The sequence below is a fragment of the Catellatospora sp. NPDC049111 genome, assembly GCF_040648615.1.
GTDB classification, from domain to species: Bacteria; Actinomycetota; Actinomycetes; order Mycobacteriales; family Micromonosporaceae; genus Catellatospora; species Catellatospora aurea.
The window spans coordinates 144,014-161,312 of record NZ_JBEZEB010000005.1 but is presented as its reverse complement, the minus strand read 5'-3'; the positions used below and the strand labels follow the sequence as shown (position 1 = coordinate 161,312).

Genomic DNA, 17,299 nt, shown 5'->3' with positions numbered 1-17,299 from the left:
GAGCGATGTACCGAGCTGCTGCTCGTCTCGCTGACGCGAGCCGAAGATGCCCTTCCTTTGCTCAGTGCCTCACTGGAAGGTGAGGGTGCCGTTGGTGTTGCGGATGCAGGCGATGGTGCGGTTGGCGGTGGTGGCCGCGGCGGCGAGGCACTGGCCGAGGACGGCGTGGCCGGCCGCGTTCGGGTGCCAGGACTCCTGGCAGGTCTGGAAGTAGGTCACGCAGGCGTTGGCCATGCGCTGGATGGCGATCTTGTCGTATCCGGACAGGCTGGTGATGTGCGTGCCGGTCGGGCCGTCCATGACGCGCACGGGGGTGGCCAGCGCGCCGGTCGGGCTGTTGCCGTTCTCGCACAGCCGCGCGCCGTCGAAGGCCCGCTGCACGTTGAGGTAGACCAGGTCCTGGCCGGGGAACTCGGCGGACAGGTTGGCGTGGGAGTTGCGCACGACGTTGCCGAGGTTGGCCGAGAAGCGGTGGCCGGGCGGCAGGCTCGCGCGGTGGATCGGGCAGCCCGCCGCGTAGCGCTCGGCGCCCAGGTCACGGAACTTGTCCCGGTCGTCCTCGCGGCCGTCCTGCTCGATGAACGAGCTGTAGACGTCGGTCGGCAGCGGGTTGGTGTAGTCCTGGAACACGATGCGGTGCTGGCCGTCGGCGTCGACCTGGTTCAGCGTCGTGATCAGCTGGCGCAGCGCGTTGGTGGTCTCCGTGGTGGCCGCGGCGACCTCGGCGGCGCTGGCCAGGTCGGCGTCGGTGCACGGCTCCTGCGGCACCGGCCCGTTGAGGTAGGCCCAGAACTCCCACCAGCCGGTCCACGCGTCGGCGATGAACCGGTTGGCGCACAGCGTCGCCACGTCGCCGAAGGTGAACGAGCTGTTGTTGGAGCCGAGGCCGACCAGCACCAGGTCGATGTCGTGGGTCTGCGCCACGGCACGCAGCTGGTCGAGCTGCGAGGCGACCGAGCGGCCGCTGGTGCGGGTGTTGGAGGCGTTGGCGATGTCGTACGGCTGCCCGCCCGAGCAGGCGAGGTTGAACCGGGCGTTGATGCCCGACAGGGTGGCCTTGTTCAGCGACGCGTTGGCCGAGCGGTGGCAGAAGTAGGCGTTGGCGTTGGCCGCCGACCAGCCGGGGAAGCCCTGGGCGACCCCGTTGACGTCGACGACGGACGTGTACGCGCCCGCGCCTTCGCCGCTGATGAAGCTGTCACCGATGGCGACGGCCGCCGTGGGCAGGGCGGCCGTGGCGGGGGTGGCGGCGACGGCGAACGCCGCCCAGCCGAGCGCGACCGCCGCCGCGCCGGCCGCCGCCTTGCGAAGTCTCAGCACTGAGCTTCCTCTCCGAAGTGGAATGTGAGAACGGTTCGCGAGATCAGATCACGCCCGCAGAAGTACGTCAATGCCACCGTTCATGCTGAAGAAAAGCTTCCGCACGACACGCCTGGATCGCTTCACGGCCTGTTCATGTCGCCTGGCCGTAGGGTTCCTCAGGTGACGACGACCGTCCGCCTCGGCACCCGGGGCAGCACCATGGCCCTGGCGCAGGCCCGCCACGTCGCCCGCGAGCTGGAGTCCGCGCACGCGGGCCTCGCGGTGCGGATCGTGCCCGTGTCCACCCACGGCGACCGCTGGACCGGCGGCCTCGCCACGGCAGGCGGCAAGGGCGCGTTCACCGGCGAGATCGACGCCCTGCTGCAGGCCGGTGACATCGACCTGGCGGTGCACTGCCTCAAGGACATCCCCGGCGACGTCGCGCTGCCCGAGGGCGTAGCCATCGCGGCATACCTGCCCCGCGACGAGCCCTGGGACGCCCTGATCAGCCGCGACGGGCTGCGGCTGGACCAGCTCGCCCGCGACGCGGTCGTCGGCACCAGCGCGGTACGCCGCCAGGCGCAGCTGCTGCGGGCCCGTCCCGACCTGCGGGTCAAGCCGATCCGCGGAAACGTCGACAGCCGCATCGCGCGGCTGGACGCGGGCGACGTCGACGCGATCGTGGTCGCCGCGTGCGGGCTGCGCCGCATCGGGCAGGAGCACCGCATCTCGCAGGTGCTGCCCGCCGAGCTGATGGGTCCGGCCGTCGGCGCGGGCACGGTCGTGGTCGCCACCCGGACGTCGGGGCAGGCGTACACCCTGGTCATGGCGCTGGACGACCCGGACAGCCGGGATGCGAGCCTGGCCGAGCGGGCGCTGCTGCACCGGTTCGGGGCGAGCTGCAACAGCGCGGTCAGCGGGCACGCGAGCATCGAACGGGAAACGGTGACCCTGCGCGCCGCGGTGTACGCCCCGGAGGGCGACCGGCTGCTGACGACCGTCGTCGCGGGCGACCGCAGCACCGCGCCTGCGCTGGGCCGCCAGGCCGCCGACGAACTGCTCGCCCTCGGCGCCCGCAAACTGCTCGACCCCTACCTTCGCTGACTCAGCCCGGCTCGCCGTCGGCGGGGTAGCGGGCCAGTGCCGCGAGCAGTTCCTCCGGCAGCTGTTCGTCCGGTGCCCGCCGCAGCCGTTCGAGGATCACGGCCGCGCGCAGCTGCGGTGGCACCTCGTCGTCCGGTGTCTGCCGCAGCCGGGCGTCCCGGTCGGCGATCAGGTGCCGGTGCAGCCGGGGGTCGGCCGTCGCGGCGGCCATCGCGTACAGCGCCTCGGTGGTCAGGTCGACGCCGTGGCGCTGCAGCGGAAGCTCCAGCGCGGCCAGCAACGCCGGCATGGCCCGGGTGTCGCCGCGCAGCGACAGGCCGACGACGGCTTCGGCGAGTGTATCGGGGTCGTCGTCGGTCAGTCGGGCGGCCAGCGCGTCCCGCAGCCGCGGGAAGTCCTCCTCGGTCTGCCGGCCCAGCCCGAACGTGGCCCAGTCGCGCACGTCGGGATCGCTGTCGGCCGACAGCGTGATCAGCAGCTTCAAGGCCACCGGCTCCGGCCGCCCGACCAGCGCGTACGTGACCCCGAAGCGAACTGTCGCGTCAGGATGCACGTGCAGCCTGGCTAGGTGTTCCAGGCACCGCTCGTCGCCGATGTGCCCGAAGCCGGTGGTTATCGAGCCGAGCACCTGTGGGTCCTGCTCGTGCTCCACCATGCTCAGCAGCAGTGCCAGCGCCTCGTCGCCGTACGGGCCCTCGCGTGCCGACCCGCGCGGCCCGGCGGCGAGCTGGCTGACGATGTCGGCGGCCGCCTGCCGGTGCGACGGCTCCGTCCGCCCGGACAGGTGCGTGGCGGCGTCGAGAGCCGGCCGGCCGCCGTATCCGTGCAGCCAGCTGATCAGCTCCCACCTGCGGTCCTCGTCGTCCTCGCCGGTCAGCGGCAGCAGCTCGGCGACGGCGGCCGCGACGGTCTGTTCGACCATCGGCATGGCGGCCATCCTGCTGATCTCGGGCAGCCGGGCGCAACGCCATTACCGCCGCTGGGCCGGTGGCGCGGCGGCGGGTTCGGCGTCCGGGCCGGGCGATGCGGCGGACAGCCCGGACCGGGCCGCGATCAGCGCGACGGTGTCGGCGAACGCCGACTCCGGTCCGATGACGTGCTCGCCGTCGACGCCGAGCAGGTCGCGTTCGGTGTACCAGCCACGCATCTGATCCGGGGTGAACTCGCTCGCCTGGGGGCGGGTGGCGTGGCGGCGCACCGTCTCCTCGAACGGGATGTCGAGATAGAACACGCTGCTGGTCCCCCGGTGCGCGGCCAGCAGCGACCGCACCACCGCCCCGTACTTGCGTTCGAGCAGGATGCCTTCCAGGACCACGTGGTAGCCGTTGTCGAGCAGGTAGCGCGCCGTGTGCTCGATGAACGCCGGGGCCAGGCCGCCGGGGTCGTCGCGCTCGCGCAGGATGATGCGGCGCAGGTGGTCCTGCTCGACCAGGGCGCAGCCGCGGCCGTACGCCAGCCGCACCGCCTTCGCCACCGTCGACTTGCCGGAGCCGGAGTTTCCCCTGATCACGACCAGGATCGTGGACGGTGTCCCGCAGGCGTCGGCGTCACGCACGCTCCGATGATGCCACCGCCCGGGGCGCGGCACGCCGAGGCCGGGCGTGTCGCGGACTCAGGCCCCGGCCAGGGCCAGGCGCTGTTCGGCGTGCTCGGGGGTCAGCCACACGGTGCCGTCCAGGGCGAGCTTCTTGGCGTCGAACGCGGCGGACCACAGGCCTGCCGCCCAGCTCGCCTGCACCTGCTCGGCGCTCCACGAATGGCCGGAGGCCTGCTGGTACGCCTCGACGAAGGCCGCCGACTCGGCGACGGTGGCGGGCCGCTGCACGACGCCGATCGGCCAGACCGCGGCGGCGAGCCCGACGATGACCGCCTCGGGTGCGCTGATCAGGCTGTCCCAGTCGTGCACCGCCCACGGCTGCCCGTCGCGCCAGCGCAGGTTCTCGGCGTAGAAGTCGCCGTGCCCGATGACCGTCGGCCCGGCCGGCAGGGCGTGCAGCCGTTGCTGGACCCGGCGGGCGACGTCGTCGAGCCAGGCGCTGTCCGGCTGGGCGTTGAGGTCGGCGTCGCGGTCGTCGGGCGGGGGCCACACTCCGCCGTACTCGTGATCCCAGGCCGTCCACGGCGGATGCGGCGCGAGCACGCCCGCCACCTGCGGCCTGGGTGCGAGCCGGACCAGGTCGGCCAGCAGTGCCGCGTACCGCTCGGCCGCGTCGCCGTCCACGGGGAGCACCTCACCGCCGGGGACGAAGACCTCGGCGTGGGCCGCGTACCCGCCGAACGGCACCGGGCCGAGCAGCGGGCGGGGGCACGGGAAGCCCGCGTGCCACAGCGCCTGCTGCACGGCGGTGCACACGGCCAGCCGGGGCGCGGCCGGGCGGACCTTCACCACCACCTCGCGGTCGTCCTTGAGCCGCACGCCGACGACGGCGGACAGGTGGGTGACGGTGAACAGCGTCTGTTCGACCCCGGAACCGAGCCAGCGCCGGCACCAGGCGTCGAGATCGGCGTCGGCGACGACGGGCGGTGCGGGCATCGAGTGCGCCATGGCGCGCCACGCTAGCACCCGGACCGGGCTGGTGCCGCCCGTCAGGCCGCGACGTGCAGTCGCGCCACGACCTCGGTGTCCTCGATCTCGCCGGTCTCGGTGAAGCCGACGCCCGCGTAGCAGCGCCGGGCCGCGGTGTTGGCCGGCTCGTACGACAGCGCGAAGCTGCTCCGCCCGTGCTCGGCCGCCAGCAGCGCGATCGCGGCGCGCACCGCGGCGCGGCCGTACCCACGGCCCTGCCGGGCCGCGTCGATGATGATCCCGCCGAGCCAGGCCGCCCCGTCGGCGGGGTCGACGGTCCACATGAGGAATCCGACGACGTCGCCGTCGGTGTCGAGGACCGCCAGGGGCCGCCAGCCCGCCTCGCCGTAGTGGCACAGTGCCAGGTAGTACGCGGGCGCGGCGACCCAGTCCGACTGCGACTCGGCGACGGTGAGCGCGGTGACGGCCCGCCAGTTGGCGGCGTCGACGGGGGCGAGACGGACGGAATCAGGCGTGACAGGGGCGGTCATGCCGGGCATCATGCCAGGTCGGAAGGTGCCGACGGCAAGGGAGCGCGGGTATGTCGGACATCATCGACTTCTGCGCGGCGGCCGTCGCGGGGCTGGTGGCGCGCGGGCAGCTGGCCGGCGAGCCGGTGGTGCTGGTCGGCAGCCACGCGCGGGGCACCGCCACGGCGGAGTCCGACGTGGACCTCCTGGTGCTGGGGCAGGGCCCGGAGTACCTGCTGGAGGTGATCGGCGGCCGGCTGGTCGCGCTGTCCTGGCGTACGCCGCAGGAGCAGGCACGGCGGTTCACCGCCCCGGAGTCGGCGGTGGCCGAGGTGCCCGCCTGGCGTGCCGCAAGGATCGTCCGGGATGCGGGCGGCGTGGCCGCGGACCTGCGCGCGCAGGCGCACGCGTTCACCTGGGACGGGCTGGCGGCGCAGGCGGACCGGTGGGTGGCCGAGCAGGTCACCGGACTGGCCGAGGAGACGCACAAGGTGGCCGCCGCGCTGCGCACCGGACGCGCCCGGGTGGCCGCCGTGCAGCGCAACGTGCTGGTGCTGCGCCTGCCCATGGTGCTCGCCGTGCACCTACGCCTGTTGTACGACAGCGAGAACGAGGTCTGGGACCTGGTCGCGGCCGCGGCGGGCGGCGCATGGGCCGACACCCAGGACGCCGCGCTCGGGCTGCGCGGCCTGTCGCCGGATCTCTCCTGCCGGGCGGCGCTGGTCCTCTACCGCGACGCCGCGGCCATGGTCGCCGACCTGCTCGACCCGCGGCAGGCGGCCGTGGTCGCCCAGGCGGCCGCACTGGCCGACTGACCGGTCCAACGGTTGCCGGACCGGAGAAACCGCAGATCAAAGACGTGACGGCGTGGTTCCACTGCGCCCCATTTGTCCGGTCATAGCATTTGATCTCGGATTGCCCCGGCAGTGTGTGCCGCCATCAGGGTGGTGTCCCGACCTGCGCCGGGAGCGTACGTCCGCACACACCTGGAGGCACCGCCCATGCGTATCGCACGCACCGCCCTCGCCGTGGCCGTCGCGGCACTGAGCCTCGCCGCCGTGCAGGCCCCCGCGCACGCCGTCGCGCTGTGCAACGAGAAACCGGTCACCCACCTGGGCACCGCCGAAGCCGACGTCATCGTCGGCACGCCCGGCGACGACGTGATTTTGGCGCTGGCCGGCGACGACACCATCAGCGGCCTCGGCGGCAACGACGTCATCTGCGCCGGCGAGGGCAACGACACCGTGTACGGCGAGTCCGCCGCGCTCGACGTGGCCGCGGCCGGCGGCAACGACACCGTCTTCGCCGGGCCGGGCGACGACGTCGTCGTCGGCGACTTCGGCGCGGCGGAGTTCCCCACGGTCGTCGGCGGCGTCGGCTGGAACGACTACCTGTACGGCGGCGAGGGCAACGACACCCTCTACGGCGACGCGATCGACGTGTCGGTCACGGCCGCGGCCATCGGCGCGGCCTTCGCCGCCGACGGCGTCTTCGGCGGCCCCGGCCCGGACACGATCTACGGCGACGCCCGCAACCTGACCATCGACGTGCCCGGCGCGCTCGGCGTCGACGCCGCCGGCAACAACCTGTCCGGCGGCGACGACAACGACACCATCTACGGCAACTTCGACACCGTCACCACGGTCGGCACGGTCGGCGGCAGCGGCTGGCGCGACACCCTCAACGCCGGCCCCGGCGACGACACCGTCTTCAGCGACGCCAAGACCGGCAGCGACAAGTTGACCGTCGTCGGCGACCTGGCCTTCACCGACCTGGTCAACGGCGGCGTCGGCACCGACTCCGCCGACGCGGGCCCCGGCATCGACATCTGTGCCAACACCGAAACCCCCACCAACTGCGAGGCCTGACCCCCTCCCCACCTCACCCCGCGACGATCTTGCGCGAATGGCCCCTTCGACGCCCGGTTTGGGCGTGTCATGGGGGACGCCCGCGCAAGATCGTCGCGGCGTCGTGGCGTCGTGGCGCGGGGAGTCAGGCCAGGGCGGGTTCGATGCGGCGGAGCAGGCCGGGCCAGCCGCGGGACATGCCTTCGTAGGCGGTGCGGCCGAGGGGGGAGTCGAGGTCCAGGCCTGCCTGCTCGAAGAACAGGCGAGTGCCGGTGCCCTCGGGCTCCAGGCGGAAGGTGATCGTGTTGTCCAGCGAGCCGGTGGCGAAGCTGTAGCTCAGCAGCTTCTCCGGCTCGACCGCGAGCACCTCGCAGGGCTGCTCGCCCCAGTTGCCCATGTCGAGGGTGAAGCGGTGGCCGACGACGGGCTTCACGTCGCCGGCCGCCCACCACTTGGCGTGCAGCGCGGGATCGGTCAGCGCCTGCCACACCCGTGCGGGCGGGTGGCCGATGAACTGGTCGCAGCGGATGACAGCGGGATCGGTCATGAGAGTTCCTCGTCGAGTACGTCGCGCAGCGACCTGAGCCGCTCGCGCCAGAAGTGTTCGTAGGGATGCAGCCACTGCCCGACCTCGGCCAGGGGCTGCGGCTGCAGGTGGTAGTACCGGTGGCGGCCGCGCGGCTCCTCGCGGACCAGGCCCGCGCCCCGCAGCACCTGCAGGTGCTCCGAGACCGCGGGCCGGCTGAGCGAGAACTGCCCGGCGAGTTCGCCGGCTGCGCGCGGGCCCTCGCGCAGCGAGTCGAGCAGCTGTCGGCGTACCGGGTTGGCCAATGCGCTGAACACGTCAGTGGTCACAGTAGGTAACAATACGTCGGAGATCCCCGACATGTCAACTTCTCCCGACACGTCGAGAGCAAGGAAGGGCACCTTCTTATCGCTACGCGTATAAGAAGGTGCCCTTCCCATCGCCGTGACGCCCGCGGGCGGCGTTTCAAAAGAAATTCATGCCGTCGTAGAGATCCGGTCTGGATCCACGGGCGTCCATCTGCGATGGTCCATCCGTCCCCGTCGTTACCCCAGTCCGGAACCCCCATCCGGCCGCGGCGGCGGACAGTCGGGAGACCCTCCAATGTCCCGTGTCCTGAACGCGGTGGCCGCCACCGCGGCCGCCCTGGCCATGTCGCTCACCCTCACCGCGACGCCGGCCTACGCCACCCCGCCCAACATCCCCTCCTACAGCACGGCCGTGAGCCGCCTCGCGGCGCTCACCGTCGCCGCCGAGTCCCACGGCTCCACGTACAACCGGGACCTGTTCCCGCACTGGATCACCATCACCGGCGCCTGCAACACCCGCGAGCAGGTCCTCAAGCGCGACGGCGTCGGCGTCGTGGTCAACAGCAGCTGCGCCGCGACCTCCGGGTCCTGGTACAGCCCGTTCGACGGAGCGACCTGGACCGCAGCGTCCGACGTCGACATCGACCACATGGTCCCGCTGGCCGAGGCTTGGGCGTCCGGCGCCTGGGCGTGGACGACCACGCAGCGCCAGACCTACGCCAACGACCTCGGTGGGCCCGAGCTGTGGGCCGTCACCGACAACGTCAACCAGGCCAAGGGCGACAAGGACCCGGCCGAGTGGCAGCCGCCGCTGTCGTCGTTCCGCTGCACGTACGCCCGCTCCTGGATCCAGGTGAAGTGGTACTACAACCTCACCGTCGACAGCGCGGAGAAGTCCGCCCTCAACAGCATGCTCGCCAGCTGCTGATCCGATGGTCCCCGGTCGTGGGCGGCGGTCGCCGACGACCGGGGACTCCGCACGGGCGGCGCCGTCGGTCGCACCCGCTCAGGAGCGGTCCCAGACCCCATGGGGCGCCTCGACCTGATCCGGTCGGACGTGGAACTCGTCGCGGCCGTCCTCGCTCGTCACGCCATCCATCACGGTCGACACGACGAGCTTGCGTCCCGTGCCGTCGCGGGTGGAGTCGACCACCCAGCACCTGACGTGACCGGGCGCGGGCAGCGCGGTGGCGGAGGTGAACTCCTCGAAGAAGATCGGGATCTTGTCAACGAAGGTGGCGGCCCTCCCGTTGGCGTCGACGAGCCGCACCCGCACCAGGCCGGGCCAGTCGTCCTCGACGAGTTCGACGGCCTCCACCTTCAGCAGCGACCAGCTCGGCACCGTCCCTTGCGCGACGTGTGCGGCCTGCTCCCGCTCGGCGCTGCGTTGCTGCAGTTTGCGGCCGAGCCCCACCGCGTAGCCCAGGCTCACGAGGGTGAGGAACGCGGCGCTGCGGTGCCCGGAGGTCAAGAGCAGCATCACGGGCGCGAGAGCGAACACGGCCACGCTGACCCACCAGAACCACAACGGGAGCGCCCGCAGCGCGACCTGCCCACTCGATCTCGACGCCATGCGGGTCACCGTAGCCGGTCGAGCAAGGCCTCCCCGGCGATGTCGTTGGACCAGAGCGAGCTCCGCAGGTCGGAGAGGTCGAGCAACCGGGCGGCGGTCTCGCCGAGCACGGTGTCCCCGGTGCCGGACAGCCACCAGTCACATTGGTCGTCCCCCGACCACAGCAGAATCCGTGCTCCGTCGCGCTCGAACCGCAGTTGCTCCTGCGCGGGCCAACCGTGCGTGGACGCGCGTTCGTCGAAGTTCGCTCGCAGATATGCCAGAGATTCCTCATCCAGCGGAGCCGCCTGCGCCTGAAGGAGCGGCTCACGGCCCAGGCAGGTGCCGTCCCAGCGCCGGGCCGCAACGAAGCTGGACACGTCAGGCGCGTAGATGGCGGTACCCGCGTCGCCGGCGAGATCGCCGCCGACGAGCACCGGCGGTGCCGCGACGCCGAGCGGAACGCCCCAGCTGCAGACCCCCTGGTTCTCGTCGGCGATCACCAGCACGGGCGTGGGCCAACCGGGAAATCGCCGGTCTTCATCCTCGGGACTGTCGATCACCAACCTGTGGGGAAAGACGACCTGATCATTGTGTACGCGGGCAAGCTCGGCGGCGGCCGTCGTGGTGATCAACGCGCGGAGTGGCTCGGGAATCGAGAGGTGGCCGCCGTCAACGCTGATCGGCGCCGATCCGGGCAGCGCTTCGGAGCCCGTGCTGCGGATGCGGTCGAGCAGCAGCGGAATCCAGTGGTCGCCGTAGCGTTTCCGCAAATCCGGAAGTTGCCAGTCGTGGCCGGTGACCATGCCTCGGCAGCGGGCGGAACCGCAGGCGCAGTCCATGTGGAACTCTGCGACGGCCGTGCTGGTGCCGTAGTCGTTGGTGACTTCCTCGCCGGGAGCGATGTCGCGCCGAGCTGCGAGGGTGTACGCGTCGACCCACCACAGGTTCGGGTCGCAGCTGTGGTTGCCGTACCCGTTGTCCCGGCGCGGCGGCAGCACGAGATGAAGGTCGTCGGCGACGCTGACCGTGTCGACATAGCGGCCCTCGAGCGCCGCCTCGGCGAACAGTTCTCGCAGCTGCGCCCAGGTGACGAGGTGGCCGCCCAGCCGGGATACCACGGTTCCGGCCGGGAGCGCGGCGCGCGCGAACAGGCCCTTGCCGGAGATCGAAGATGTGCGGACCTCGAGGCCGGGGTGCAGCCAGCAATCAGCCGCGGGCTGCGGCGGGCAAGCGGCAGGCATCAGCCGGCCCACTTCTTCAGGAGGCCGCTCAGCACCACGAACATGAACACGACGAACCCGACAACCCCCAGCAGCGTTGCGACTGCCAGCGCCTTGACGGCGACGAGTGCGCGACTGCTCTGGTGGTCGTTGCGCTCCTCGGCGGGCACCGGCGACATCGGCGCCAGTCGTGGCTCGTCGGGCGACCGTCCCATGACGATGCAGGCTACTGCCCCGACGCAGTCGGCGTATGCCCGTCGGCGTGGCCGGTCACGGACCTCCCGGATCGAGCCGGAGGTCCGTGACCGGCCGGTGATCAGCCGACCACTTCGGCAACCTGGGCCGGAACTGTCACGCCCGCTGCGGGCCGGACCAAGGCCAGGATTTCCCGGAGCACCCCGTCGATCCCGTCGAACCTTTGGACGACCCCGTCGAAGCGCTGGTCGATGCCTTCGAACCTCCGGTCCATGCCGTCGAACCTCTGGTCCATGCCGTCGAGTCGTCGGTCGATCCCGTCGAACCTCCGGTCCATGCCGTCGAACCGTTGATCCATGCCGTCGAGTCGCTGGTCGATACGGTCGAAACGCTGGTCCATGCGGTCCAGGCGAGTGTGTACGGCGGTGAACTGCTCCTTGGTGTCCTGGCGGTGTTCGCGCAGGTCGGCGGAGAGTTCGTCCACCGCACCGCGGAGCAGGCCGGACTGGTCGTCGATGTCGACGAAGCGGCGAGCGTTGCGGTACGACTCGGCCTCCAGGACGACGACCCGTTCTTCCAGCGTCTTGTTCTTCAAACTTCATCCTCCCCACGTCGGCCGCCGCACGGCTGAGTGCTCGGCGTGCCCTTCGGTGAACATCCTCCATCGACTAAGTCGATTTCGCCAGGACGCAAGACCGCCGAATCGAATCGAGACCTGCTGTTCGACTCGAACGGGTGATTACACCGAGTGGACGCGCCGGCCGTCCCCGTGCGTGGACCGGATCTTGCGATATGCCCTGCCGCGGGTAGGGTCGCGGTGATCCCCGCTGGACGGCGTCCGCTCGCGTCTCCGGCTTCTGACGCACCTGAAGGACAGTCATGTCACAGCAGCAAGCGGCGGACCCCGGACCGCCGGCCGTGATGGCGGAGACGCAGGCGCCGTGGGCGGCGCGGGACGGCCTGCGGATCACCGGCGTACGCGCGATCGTCACCGCCCCCGAGGGCCTGCCCCTGGTCGTCGTCCGCGTCGACACCAGCGACCCCGGCCTGCACGGCTACGGCTGCGCCACGTTCACGCAGCGCTTCCACGCTGTCGTGGCGGCCGTCGACGAGCACGTCGGCCCGATGCTGATCGGGCGGCACCCGGCCGACATCGAGGACATCACCCGCATGGTGCACCTGTCGTCGTACTGGCGGGGCGGCCCGGTGCTCAACAGCGCCCTGTCGGGGGTGGACCAGGCGCTGTGGGACATCGCGGGCAAGCGCGCCGGGATGCCGGTGTACGAGCTGCTCGGCGGCCGGGTCCGCGCCGCCGCCGACACGTACCTGCACGCCGCGGGCGCGACCGTCGAGCAGACCCTGGAGCACGCGCAGGAGATCCTCGACTCCGGCTACCGGCACGTACGCCTGCAGACCGGCGGCCCCGGCCTGGGCACCTACGGTGCGCCGGGCACCCCCGGCGGCTACCCGGACGCGCCCTACCCGGACGGCTGGGACGTGCAGCAGTACCTGCGCGACACCCCGAAGCTGTTCGCCGCGGCCCGGGAGGTGCTGGGCGAGAAGCCGAACCTGATGCACGACGTGCACCACCGGCTCACCGTGAAGCAGGCCGTGGCGCTGGCCCGCGCGCTGGAGCCGTACCGGCTGTTCTTCCTGGAGGATCCGATCCCGCTGGAGCTGTACGACCGCCTGCCCGAGGTGCGCGCCGCCGCGCCGATGCCGATCGCGGTCGGCGAGCAGGTCGCCTCGGTCGCCGACGCGGCCCGGCTGGTCGCCGGGGGCGGCGTGGACCTGCTGCGGCTGCACATCTCGGCGATCGGCGGCCTTACCCCGGCGCGCAAGCTGGTCGCGCTGTGCGAGCTGACCGGCGTCGGCACGGCCTGGCACGCGCCCGCGGACGTGTCGCCGATCGGCGCGGCCTGCAACGTGGCACTCGACGTGTCCAGCCCGGCGTTCTCGATCCAGGAGGGCCACCTGTGGCCGGATCCGGTGCGTGAGGTGTTCCCGGGCACGCTCGACCCGCGCGGCGGCTACCTGTATCCGAACGACGCCCCCGGCTGGGGCATCGAGGTCGACGAGAAGGCGGCGGCGAAGTACCCGGCCGTCACGCACCTGCACGAACGCTGGTCGGCGCGGGTACGCCGGCCCGACGGGGGGATCGAGGCGCCATGACCGGCATCGGCATCGTCGGCACGGGCAACATCGCCGCCGGCTACCTCACCGACCTGCGCACCTACCCCGGCATCGACGTGCTCGGCGGCTACGACAACGACCCGGCGCAGGCGGCGGCGTTCGGCGCCGCGCACGACCTGCCGATCTACGGCAGCCTCGACGAGCTGCTCGCCGACGACAAGATCGACGTCGTGGTGAACCTGACCCCGCTGTTCGCGCACGTGCCGGTCACCACGGCAGCGCTGCGCGCGGGCAAGCACGTGTTCAGCGAGAAGCCGCTCGCGCCGACAGCCGAGCAGGCGCGGGCGCTGATCGCCGAGGCGGCCTCGCGCGGGCTGCGGCTGGGCTGCGCGCCGTTCACGTACCTCGGCGAGGCGATCCAGACGGCGTGGAAGCTGGTCCGCGACGACGCCGTCGGCCCGATCAAACTGGTGTACGCCGAGGTCAACCACGACCGGATCGAGTCCTGGCACCCCGCGCCGCAGGGGCCGTACCGGGCCGGTCCGCTGTTCGACGTCGGCGTCTACTCGCTGACGGCGCTGACCGCGATGCTCGGCCCCGCGCGCCGGGTGTGGGCGTACGGCACGATCCTCAAACCCGACCGGGTCACCCTGTCCGGCGAGATGTTCTCCCCGCAGGCCCCGGACTTCTCCGTCGTCGTCCTGGAACTGGCCGGTGGCGCGACGGTGCGCCTGACCGCGAACTTCTACGTCGGCGCGGGCACCCGCCAGTCCGGCATCGAGCTGCACGGCGAGCGCGGCTCCATCCACATCGCCGACTGGACCAACTTCGACTCCGAGATCCGCGCCGGCCTGCCCCCGGAACCGGTCCCGCTGCTCGGCGACCCCTATCCGGGCATCCCCTGGGGCCGCGGCATCGCCGAGTTCGTCGCCGCGATCAACGAGGGCCGTCCGCACCGCTGCTCGGCCGAGCACGCCGCCCACATCGTCGACATCCTGGCCGCCGCCGCCCACTCCCAACAGTCCGGCACCCCCGTCGACGTCACCTCCACCTTCCCACCCCCACTCCCGCTTCCCTGGGCCGCATGAAAGGAAGGGCACCTTCACATCGCTATGCGATGTAGAAGGTGCCCTTCCTTACCGCCGCCTGGCTTCGGTGCAGGTCAGCGCAGGCTGGCGGTGGCGCGGCGGCGGTCGGGGAGGAGCGCGCGCCGCCGCGCCGGGGTGGGACCGTCAGTGGGCGTCGTACGCCTTCGGCAGCTTCATGCCGCGCTCGGCCATCAGCTCGCGCACCCGGTTCGGGTAGTCGGTGATGATCCCGTCGACGCCCATGTCCATCAGCGCCGCGACGGTGGGCATGTCGTCACAGGTCCACGGGATGACCTTCAGGCCGCGGGCGTGCGCCCGGTCGACCATGTCCTGGTCGGGGTAGAAGCGGAAACCGGGGTCTCCGATCTTGCCGTTCTGCGGGAAGCCGTAGTTCGGCGACAGCGCGGTGACGCCCTCGATCGACGCGGCCGCGGCCACGAAGTCGCCGCCGAAGTCGTCGGCGTCGATGCCGCCCAGCCACGGCGACGCGCCCGGCTTGCCGACCTGCAGGAAGTCGTAGTTGGTCAGCGCGACCAGCGGCATCTTCGGCGCGAGCCGGTGCATGGCCATCAGCGCGCCCCAGTCGAAGGACTGGATGCTGACCTGCTTCTCGATGCCCGAGCGGTGGATCTCCTCGTACACCCGGCGCACGAACAGCTCGCGGGGCGCGGTCTGCTCGGGCGCGCCCGCCTCGACCTTGGTCTCGATGTTCAGCGTCACGCCGTGCGCGCGGTGGCTCTTGACCAGGTCAAGCACGTCGCGCAGCTCGGCCAGACGCTGGCCCTTGATCTGCTCCTGCTCCGGGAAGCCCGGCAGCTGCTGGAATCCGCAGTCCATCGTCTTGACCTGGGCCAGCGTCAGGTCCTTGAGGTACTTGCCGACGTAGGGGTACATCGGGTCGCCCGGTGTGACCGGTGCGGTGTCGGCGCACTTCTGGGCGCTGACCTTGCGGTCGTGGGTGACGACGACCTTCTCGTCCTTGGTGATCTGGGTGTCCAGCTCCAGCGTGCTGACCCCGAGGCGCAGCGCCTTGGCGAAGCCCTCCAGGGACTCCTCGGTGGTCATGCCGATGCCGCCACGGTGCGCCTGCAGGTCGAAGTGCGTTTTCTGCGGCAGCGGCCCGTGGCCGGCGGGCGGCGACGCGTGAGCGGCGGCCGGGACGGCGAGCGCCGGGACCACGGCCAGGGCCGCCAGGACGTGACGTAGGGACATGGGGGTACCTCGGTTCTGTCAAGATCTACTTACCGGTCGACCGTAGAAGCCGTGCCGATCCCCGCCGTGGCCTGGGCGTGAGGGGGCGGTGAACGTTGGTGGACGCGCCGGTGCGCCGTGCCGCGCGGTCCGGCCGCCCGGCATCGGCCTCGGTGGAAGCCCTGGCCGCGCCTCGGGGTCGCGGTCCGGGTCCGGCCCGGAGGCGCGTCCCGCCGCGCGGGCAGACGATCGGCGGGTGAAGAAAACTGCCGCTGTCGCGCTGATCGCCGCGCCGCTACTGCTCGCCGCCTACGGGGTCGTCCGCATCGTCGGCAAGTCCGACGGCGGGTACGGGCCGGGCCTGGACTGGCAGGCCGCCCACCTGCTCGCCCTCGCCGGAGTCGTCCTGTTCGTGCCCGCGGTCCTGGGCCTGGGCGCGCTGCTGCCCCGAGGTGCGTGGCGCTCCGGCTCCGTCGCCGGGACCATGGTCGGTCTCGCCGCCTCGATGGTCCAGTTCGGCGCGGACATCTGGTTCGCGCTGCGCGCCGACGACAAGGCCGGCATGCAGGCGCTGTCCGGCGACTTCGGCGACATCCCGGGCGTGGACCTGGTCGTCTACCAGGTCGGACCGCAGCTGTTCTTCGTCGGCTTGCTCGTGCTGGCGATCCTGGCGGCCCGCGCCCGGCGGCTGCCCTGGTGGAGCCCGGTCGTCCTGCTGGTCGGCATCCTCCTGCCGCCGGTGACGCTGGACCTGCTGCCGCTGTCGGGCCTGCTGATCCTGGCCGCCCTGTGGCCGGCCACCCGCGGCGGTCGCTCGGCCGCCGGGCCGGCGGCCACCGCAGGCAGCGGCGTCGCCGGTCCGGCGGGCCTGCGCCCCGCCGCGCCCGCGTCCGGCGGCAGCCGGACCGCGTTCGCCGAGGACGAGGTGTACGCCGGGCCGCCGCCGCGTCTCACGCCGTGACGGTCCGGGCGGGGTGGTGGCGGCTCAGCGGGATGACCATCGGGGTGCCGGTGACGGGGTCGGGCACGACCTGGCAGTCCAGCCCGAACACCGCGGTGACCAGCTCCGCCGTCACCACCGCGCCCGGCTCGCCCTCGGCGGCGATGCGCCCGTCGCGCATCACCACGAGGTGGTCGGCGTACCGGCAGGCCTGGTTGAGGTCGTGCAGCACCATCACCACGGTGCGGCCGTCGCGCCGGTTCAGGTCGGTGACGAGGTCGAGCACGTCGACCTGATGCGCCAGGTCCAGGTAGGTCGTGGGCTCGTCGAGCAGCAGCACCGGGGTCTGCTGGGCGACGGCCATCGCGATCCAGGCCCGCTGCCGCTGGCCGCCGGACAGCTCGTCGACGGGCCGGTGGGCGTGCTCGGTCATGCCGGTGGCCGCGAGGGCCTCGGCGACGGCCTGCTCGTCGGCGGCCGACCACTGCCGCCACCAGGTCTGGTGCGGCGAGCGTCCCCGGCCGACCAGGTCAAGCACGCTGATGCCCTCGGGCGCGACGGGCGACTGCGGCAGGATGCCGACCTGCCGGGCGACCTGCCTGGTCGGCAGCGTGTGGATGGCCCGCCCGTCGAGCAGCACCGCCCCGTGTTCGGGGCGCATCAGCCGGGCCAGGGCGCGCAGCAGCGTCGACTTGCCGCAGGCGTTGGCCCCGACGACGACGGTGACGCGACCATGGGGGATCACCAGGTCGAGACCGGACACCACGGTGCGGTCGTCGTAGGCGAGGGTCAGGCCCTCGGCCCGCAGCGCTGTCATGGGGTGTCCTCCGTGGCTGGGTGGTACGGGGAGATCA

General features: G+C 72.1%; 20 protein-coding genes. 7 read left to right on the top strand and 13 right to left on the bottom strand.

Annotated elements, in window-relative coordinates:
* Nucleotides 1–69: 69 nt before the first annotated feature.
* Nucleotides 70–1,320, bottom strand: a complete 1,251-nt coding sequence (locus AB0B66_RS09620; RefSeq protein WP_360525624.1) for a hypothetical protein — start codon at nucleotides 1,318–1,320, stop codon at nucleotides 70–72.
* 162 nt (nucleotides 1,321–1,482) lie between these two features.
* Here AB0B66_RS09620 and hemC point away from each other — a divergent pair, with 162 nt between their 5' ends.
* Nucleotides 1,483–2,406 (top strand): hydroxymethylbilane synthase, encoded by a 924-nt coding sequence (gene hemC / locus AB0B66_RS09615; RefSeq protein WP_360525621.1) that lies wholly within the window; start codon nucleotides 1,483–1,485, stop codon nucleotides 2,404–2,406.
* Nucleotide 2,407: 1 nt separating this feature from the next.
* Here the strand turns inward: hemC and AB0B66_RS09610 are convergent, their stop codons facing one another.
* The 4 genes from AB0B66_RS09610 to AB0B66_RS09595 are packed head-to-tail and all read right to left on the bottom strand — an operon-like array spanning nucleotide 2,408 to nucleotide 5,463.
* The gene (locus tag AB0B66_RS09610) at nucleotides 2,408–3,334 is read right to left on the bottom strand and encodes a HEAT repeat domain-containing protein (protein WP_360525618.1); all 927 of its coding nucleotides are present in this window, start codon (nucleotides 3,332–3,334) and stop codon (nucleotides 2,408–2,410) included.
* Nucleotides 3,335–3,376: 42 nt separating this feature from the next.
* Complete coding sequence (locus AB0B66_RS09605; protein WP_360525615.1) at nucleotides 3,377–3,961, bottom strand: kinase; 585 nt, start codon at nucleotides 3,959–3,961, stop codon at nucleotides 3,377–3,379.
* Nucleotides 3,962–4,018: 57 nt separating this feature from the next.
* A complete protein-coding gene (locus AB0B66_RS09600; RefSeq protein ID WP_360525612.1) occupies nucleotides 4,019–4,951 on the bottom strand; it encodes a phosphotransferase in 933 nt (310 codons plus the stop codon).
* Between the two features lie 41 nt (nucleotides 4,952–4,992).
* A complete protein-coding gene (locus AB0B66_RS09595) occupies nucleotides 4,993–5,463 on the bottom strand; it encodes a GNAT family protein (RefSeq protein ID WP_360525609.1) in 471 nt (156 codons plus the stop codon).
* A 50-nt stretch (nucleotides 5,464–5,513) separates the two neighbouring features.
* Here AB0B66_RS09595 and AB0B66_RS09590 point away from each other — a divergent pair, with 50 nt between their 5' ends.
* Nucleotides 5,514–6,257, top strand: a complete 744-nt coding sequence (locus tag AB0B66_RS09590) for a nucleotidyltransferase domain-containing protein (protein ID WP_360525606.1) — start codon at nucleotides 5,514–5,516, stop codon at nucleotides 6,255–6,257.
* Nucleotides 6,258–6,443: 186 nt separating this feature from the next.
* Nucleotides 6,444–7,310 carry a calcium-binding protein gene (locus tag AB0B66_RS09585; RefSeq protein ID WP_360525603.1) on the top strand — a complete coding sequence of 289 codons (867 nt, stop codon included), beginning with the start codon at nucleotides 6,444–6,446 and terminating at the stop codon, nucleotides 7,308–7,310.
* A 124-nt stretch (nucleotides 7,311–7,434) separates the two neighbouring features.
* Here the strand turns inward: AB0B66_RS09585 and AB0B66_RS09580 are convergent, their stop codons facing one another.
* Nucleotides 7,435–7,836, bottom strand: coding sequence for an SRPBCC domain-containing protein (locus AB0B66_RS09580; RefSeq protein ID WP_360525600.1), 402 nt, complete (start codon nucleotides 7,834–7,836; stop codon nucleotides 7,435–7,437).
* Nucleotides 7,833–8,144: a metalloregulator ArsR/SmtB family transcription factor gene (locus tag AB0B66_RS09575; RefSeq protein WP_239167089.1), complete on the bottom strand. Its 312-nt coding sequence runs from the start codon at nucleotides 8,142–8,144 to the stop codon at nucleotides 7,833–7,835. Before AB0B66_RS09575 ends, AB0B66_RS09580 begins: the two co-directional genes overlap by 4 nt.
* Nucleotides 8,145–8,418: 274 nt before the next feature.
* Between AB0B66_RS09575 and AB0B66_RS09570 the strand changes: the two genes are divergently transcribed.
* Nucleotides 8,419–9,051, top strand: coding sequence for an HNH endonuclease family protein (locus AB0B66_RS09570; protein WP_360525596.1), 633 nt, complete (start codon nucleotides 8,419–8,421; stop codon nucleotides 9,049–9,051).
* A 78-nt stretch (nucleotides 9,052–9,129) separates the two neighbouring features.
* On the opposite strand, the gene AB0B66_RS09565 is transcribed toward AB0B66_RS09570, so the two are convergent.
* From AB0B66_RS09565 to AB0B66_RS09550, 4 genes are all read right to left on the bottom strand, one after another.
* The gene (locus tag AB0B66_RS09565; protein WP_360525593.1) at nucleotides 9,130–9,696 is read right to left on the bottom strand and encodes a hypothetical protein; all 567 of its coding nucleotides are present in this window, start codon (nucleotides 9,694–9,696) and stop codon (nucleotides 9,130–9,132) included.
* 5 nt (nucleotides 9,697–9,701) lie between these two features.
* Nucleotides 9,702–10,931, bottom strand: coding sequence for an SET domain-containing protein (locus tag AB0B66_RS09560; RefSeq protein WP_360525589.1), 1,230 nt, complete (start codon nucleotides 10,929–10,931; stop codon nucleotides 9,702–9,704).
* Nucleotides 10,919–11,113 carry a hypothetical protein gene (locus AB0B66_RS09555; protein WP_360525586.1) on the bottom strand — a complete coding sequence of 65 codons (195 nt, stop codon included), beginning with the start codon at nucleotides 11,111–11,113 and terminating at the stop codon, nucleotides 10,919–10,921. The genes AB0B66_RS09560 and AB0B66_RS09555 overlap by 13 nt, the downstream gene beginning before the upstream one ends.
* A 101-nt stretch (nucleotides 11,114–11,214) precedes the next feature.
* Nucleotides 11,215–11,688 (bottom strand): hypothetical protein, encoded by a 474-nt coding sequence (locus AB0B66_RS09550; protein WP_360525583.1) that lies wholly within the window; start codon nucleotides 11,686–11,688, stop codon nucleotides 11,215–11,217.
* Between the two features lie 284 nt (nucleotides 11,689–11,972).
* Here AB0B66_RS09550 and AB0B66_RS09545 point away from each other — a divergent pair, with 284 nt between their 5' ends.
* Together AB0B66_RS09545 and AB0B66_RS09540 are read left to right on the top strand one after the other, a co-directional pair.
* Complete coding sequence (locus tag AB0B66_RS09545; protein ID WP_360525580.1) at nucleotides 11,973–13,265, top strand: enolase C-terminal domain-like protein; 1,293 nt, start codon at nucleotides 11,973–11,975, stop codon at nucleotides 13,263–13,265.
* Complete coding sequence (locus tag AB0B66_RS09540; RefSeq protein ID WP_360525577.1) at nucleotides 13,262–14,314, top strand: Gfo/Idh/MocA family oxidoreductase; 1,053 nt, start codon at nucleotides 13,262–13,264, stop codon at nucleotides 14,312–14,314. The genes AB0B66_RS09545 and AB0B66_RS09540 overlap by 4 nt, the downstream gene beginning before the upstream one ends.
* Nucleotides 14,315–14,458: 144 nt before the next feature.
* On the opposite strand, the gene AB0B66_RS09535 is transcribed toward AB0B66_RS09540, so the two are convergent.
* Nucleotides 14,459–15,526, bottom strand: coding sequence for a glycerophosphodiester phosphodiesterase family protein (locus AB0B66_RS09535; protein WP_360525574.1), 1,068 nt, complete (start codon nucleotides 15,524–15,526; stop codon nucleotides 14,459–14,461).
* Between the two features lie 235 nt (nucleotides 15,527–15,761).
* Between AB0B66_RS09535 and AB0B66_RS09530 the strand changes: the two genes are divergently transcribed.
* Nucleotides 15,762–16,466, top strand: coding sequence for a hypothetical protein (locus AB0B66_RS09530; protein WP_360525571.1), 705 nt, complete (start codon nucleotides 15,762–15,764; stop codon nucleotides 16,464–16,466).
* Here the strand turns inward: AB0B66_RS09530 and AB0B66_RS09525 are convergent.
* Nucleotides 16,456–17,262, bottom strand: coding sequence for an ABC transporter ATP-binding protein (locus AB0B66_RS09525; RefSeq protein ID WP_360525568.1), 807 nt, complete (start codon nucleotides 17,260–17,262; stop codon nucleotides 16,456–16,458). The genes AB0B66_RS09530 and AB0B66_RS09525 overlap by 11 nt on opposite strands.
* Nucleotides 17,263–17,299 lie beyond the last annotated feature (37 nt).

Excerpts from the sequence above, each read along its gene's own strand:
- AB0B66_RS09610 (WP_360525618.1), bottom strand. The coding sequence starts at position 3,334 with ATGCCGATGGTCGAACAGACCGTCGCGGCCGCCGTCGCCGAGCTGCTG.
- AB0B66_RS09600 (WP_360525612.1), bottom strand. The coding sequence starts at position 4,951 with ATGGCGCACTCGATGCCCGCACCGCCCGTCGTCGCCGACGCCGATCTC.
- AB0B66_RS09595 (WP_360525609.1), bottom strand. The coding sequence starts at position 5,463 with ATGACCGCCCCTGTCACGCCTGATTCCGTCCGTCTCGCCCCCGTCGAC.
- AB0B66_RS09590 (WP_360525606.1), top strand. The coding sequence starts at position 5,514 with ATGTCGGACATCATCGACTTCTGCGCGGCGGCCGTCGCGGGGCTGGTG.
- AB0B66_RS09585 (WP_360525603.1), top strand. The coding sequence starts at position 6,444 with ATGCGTATCGCACGCACCGCCCTCGCCGTGGCCGTCGCGGCACTGAGC.
- AB0B66_RS09580 (WP_360525600.1), bottom strand. The coding sequence starts at position 7,836 with ATGACCGATCCCGCTGTCATCCGCTGCGACCAGTTCATCGGCCACCCG.
- AB0B66_RS09570 (WP_360525596.1), top strand. The coding sequence starts at position 8,419 with ATGTCCCGTGTCCTGAACGCGGTGGCCGCCACCGCGGCCGCCCTGGCC.
- AB0B66_RS09565 (WP_360525593.1), bottom strand. The coding sequence starts at position 9,696 with ATGGCGTCGAGATCGAGTGGGCAGGTCGCGCTGCGGGCGCTCCCGTTG.
- AB0B66_RS09555 (WP_360525586.1), bottom strand. The coding sequence starts at position 11,113 with ATGGGACGGTCGCCCGACGAGCCACGACTGGCGCCGATGTCGCCGGTG.
- AB0B66_RS09545 (WP_360525580.1), top strand. The coding sequence starts at position 11,973 with ATGTCACAGCAGCAAGCGGCGGACCCCGGACCGCCGGCCGTGATGGCG.
- AB0B66_RS09540 (WP_360525577.1), top strand. The coding sequence starts at position 13,262 with ATGACCGGCATCGGCATCGTCGGCACGGGCAACATCGCCGCCGGCTAC.
- AB0B66_RS09535 (WP_360525574.1), bottom strand. The coding sequence starts at position 15,526 with ATGTCCCTACGTCACGTCCTGGCGGCCCTGGCCGTGGTCCCGGCGCTC.
- AB0B66_RS09525 (WP_360525568.1), bottom strand. The coding sequence starts at position 17,262 with ATGACAGCGCTGCGGGCCGAGGGCCTGACCCTCGCCTACGACGACCGC.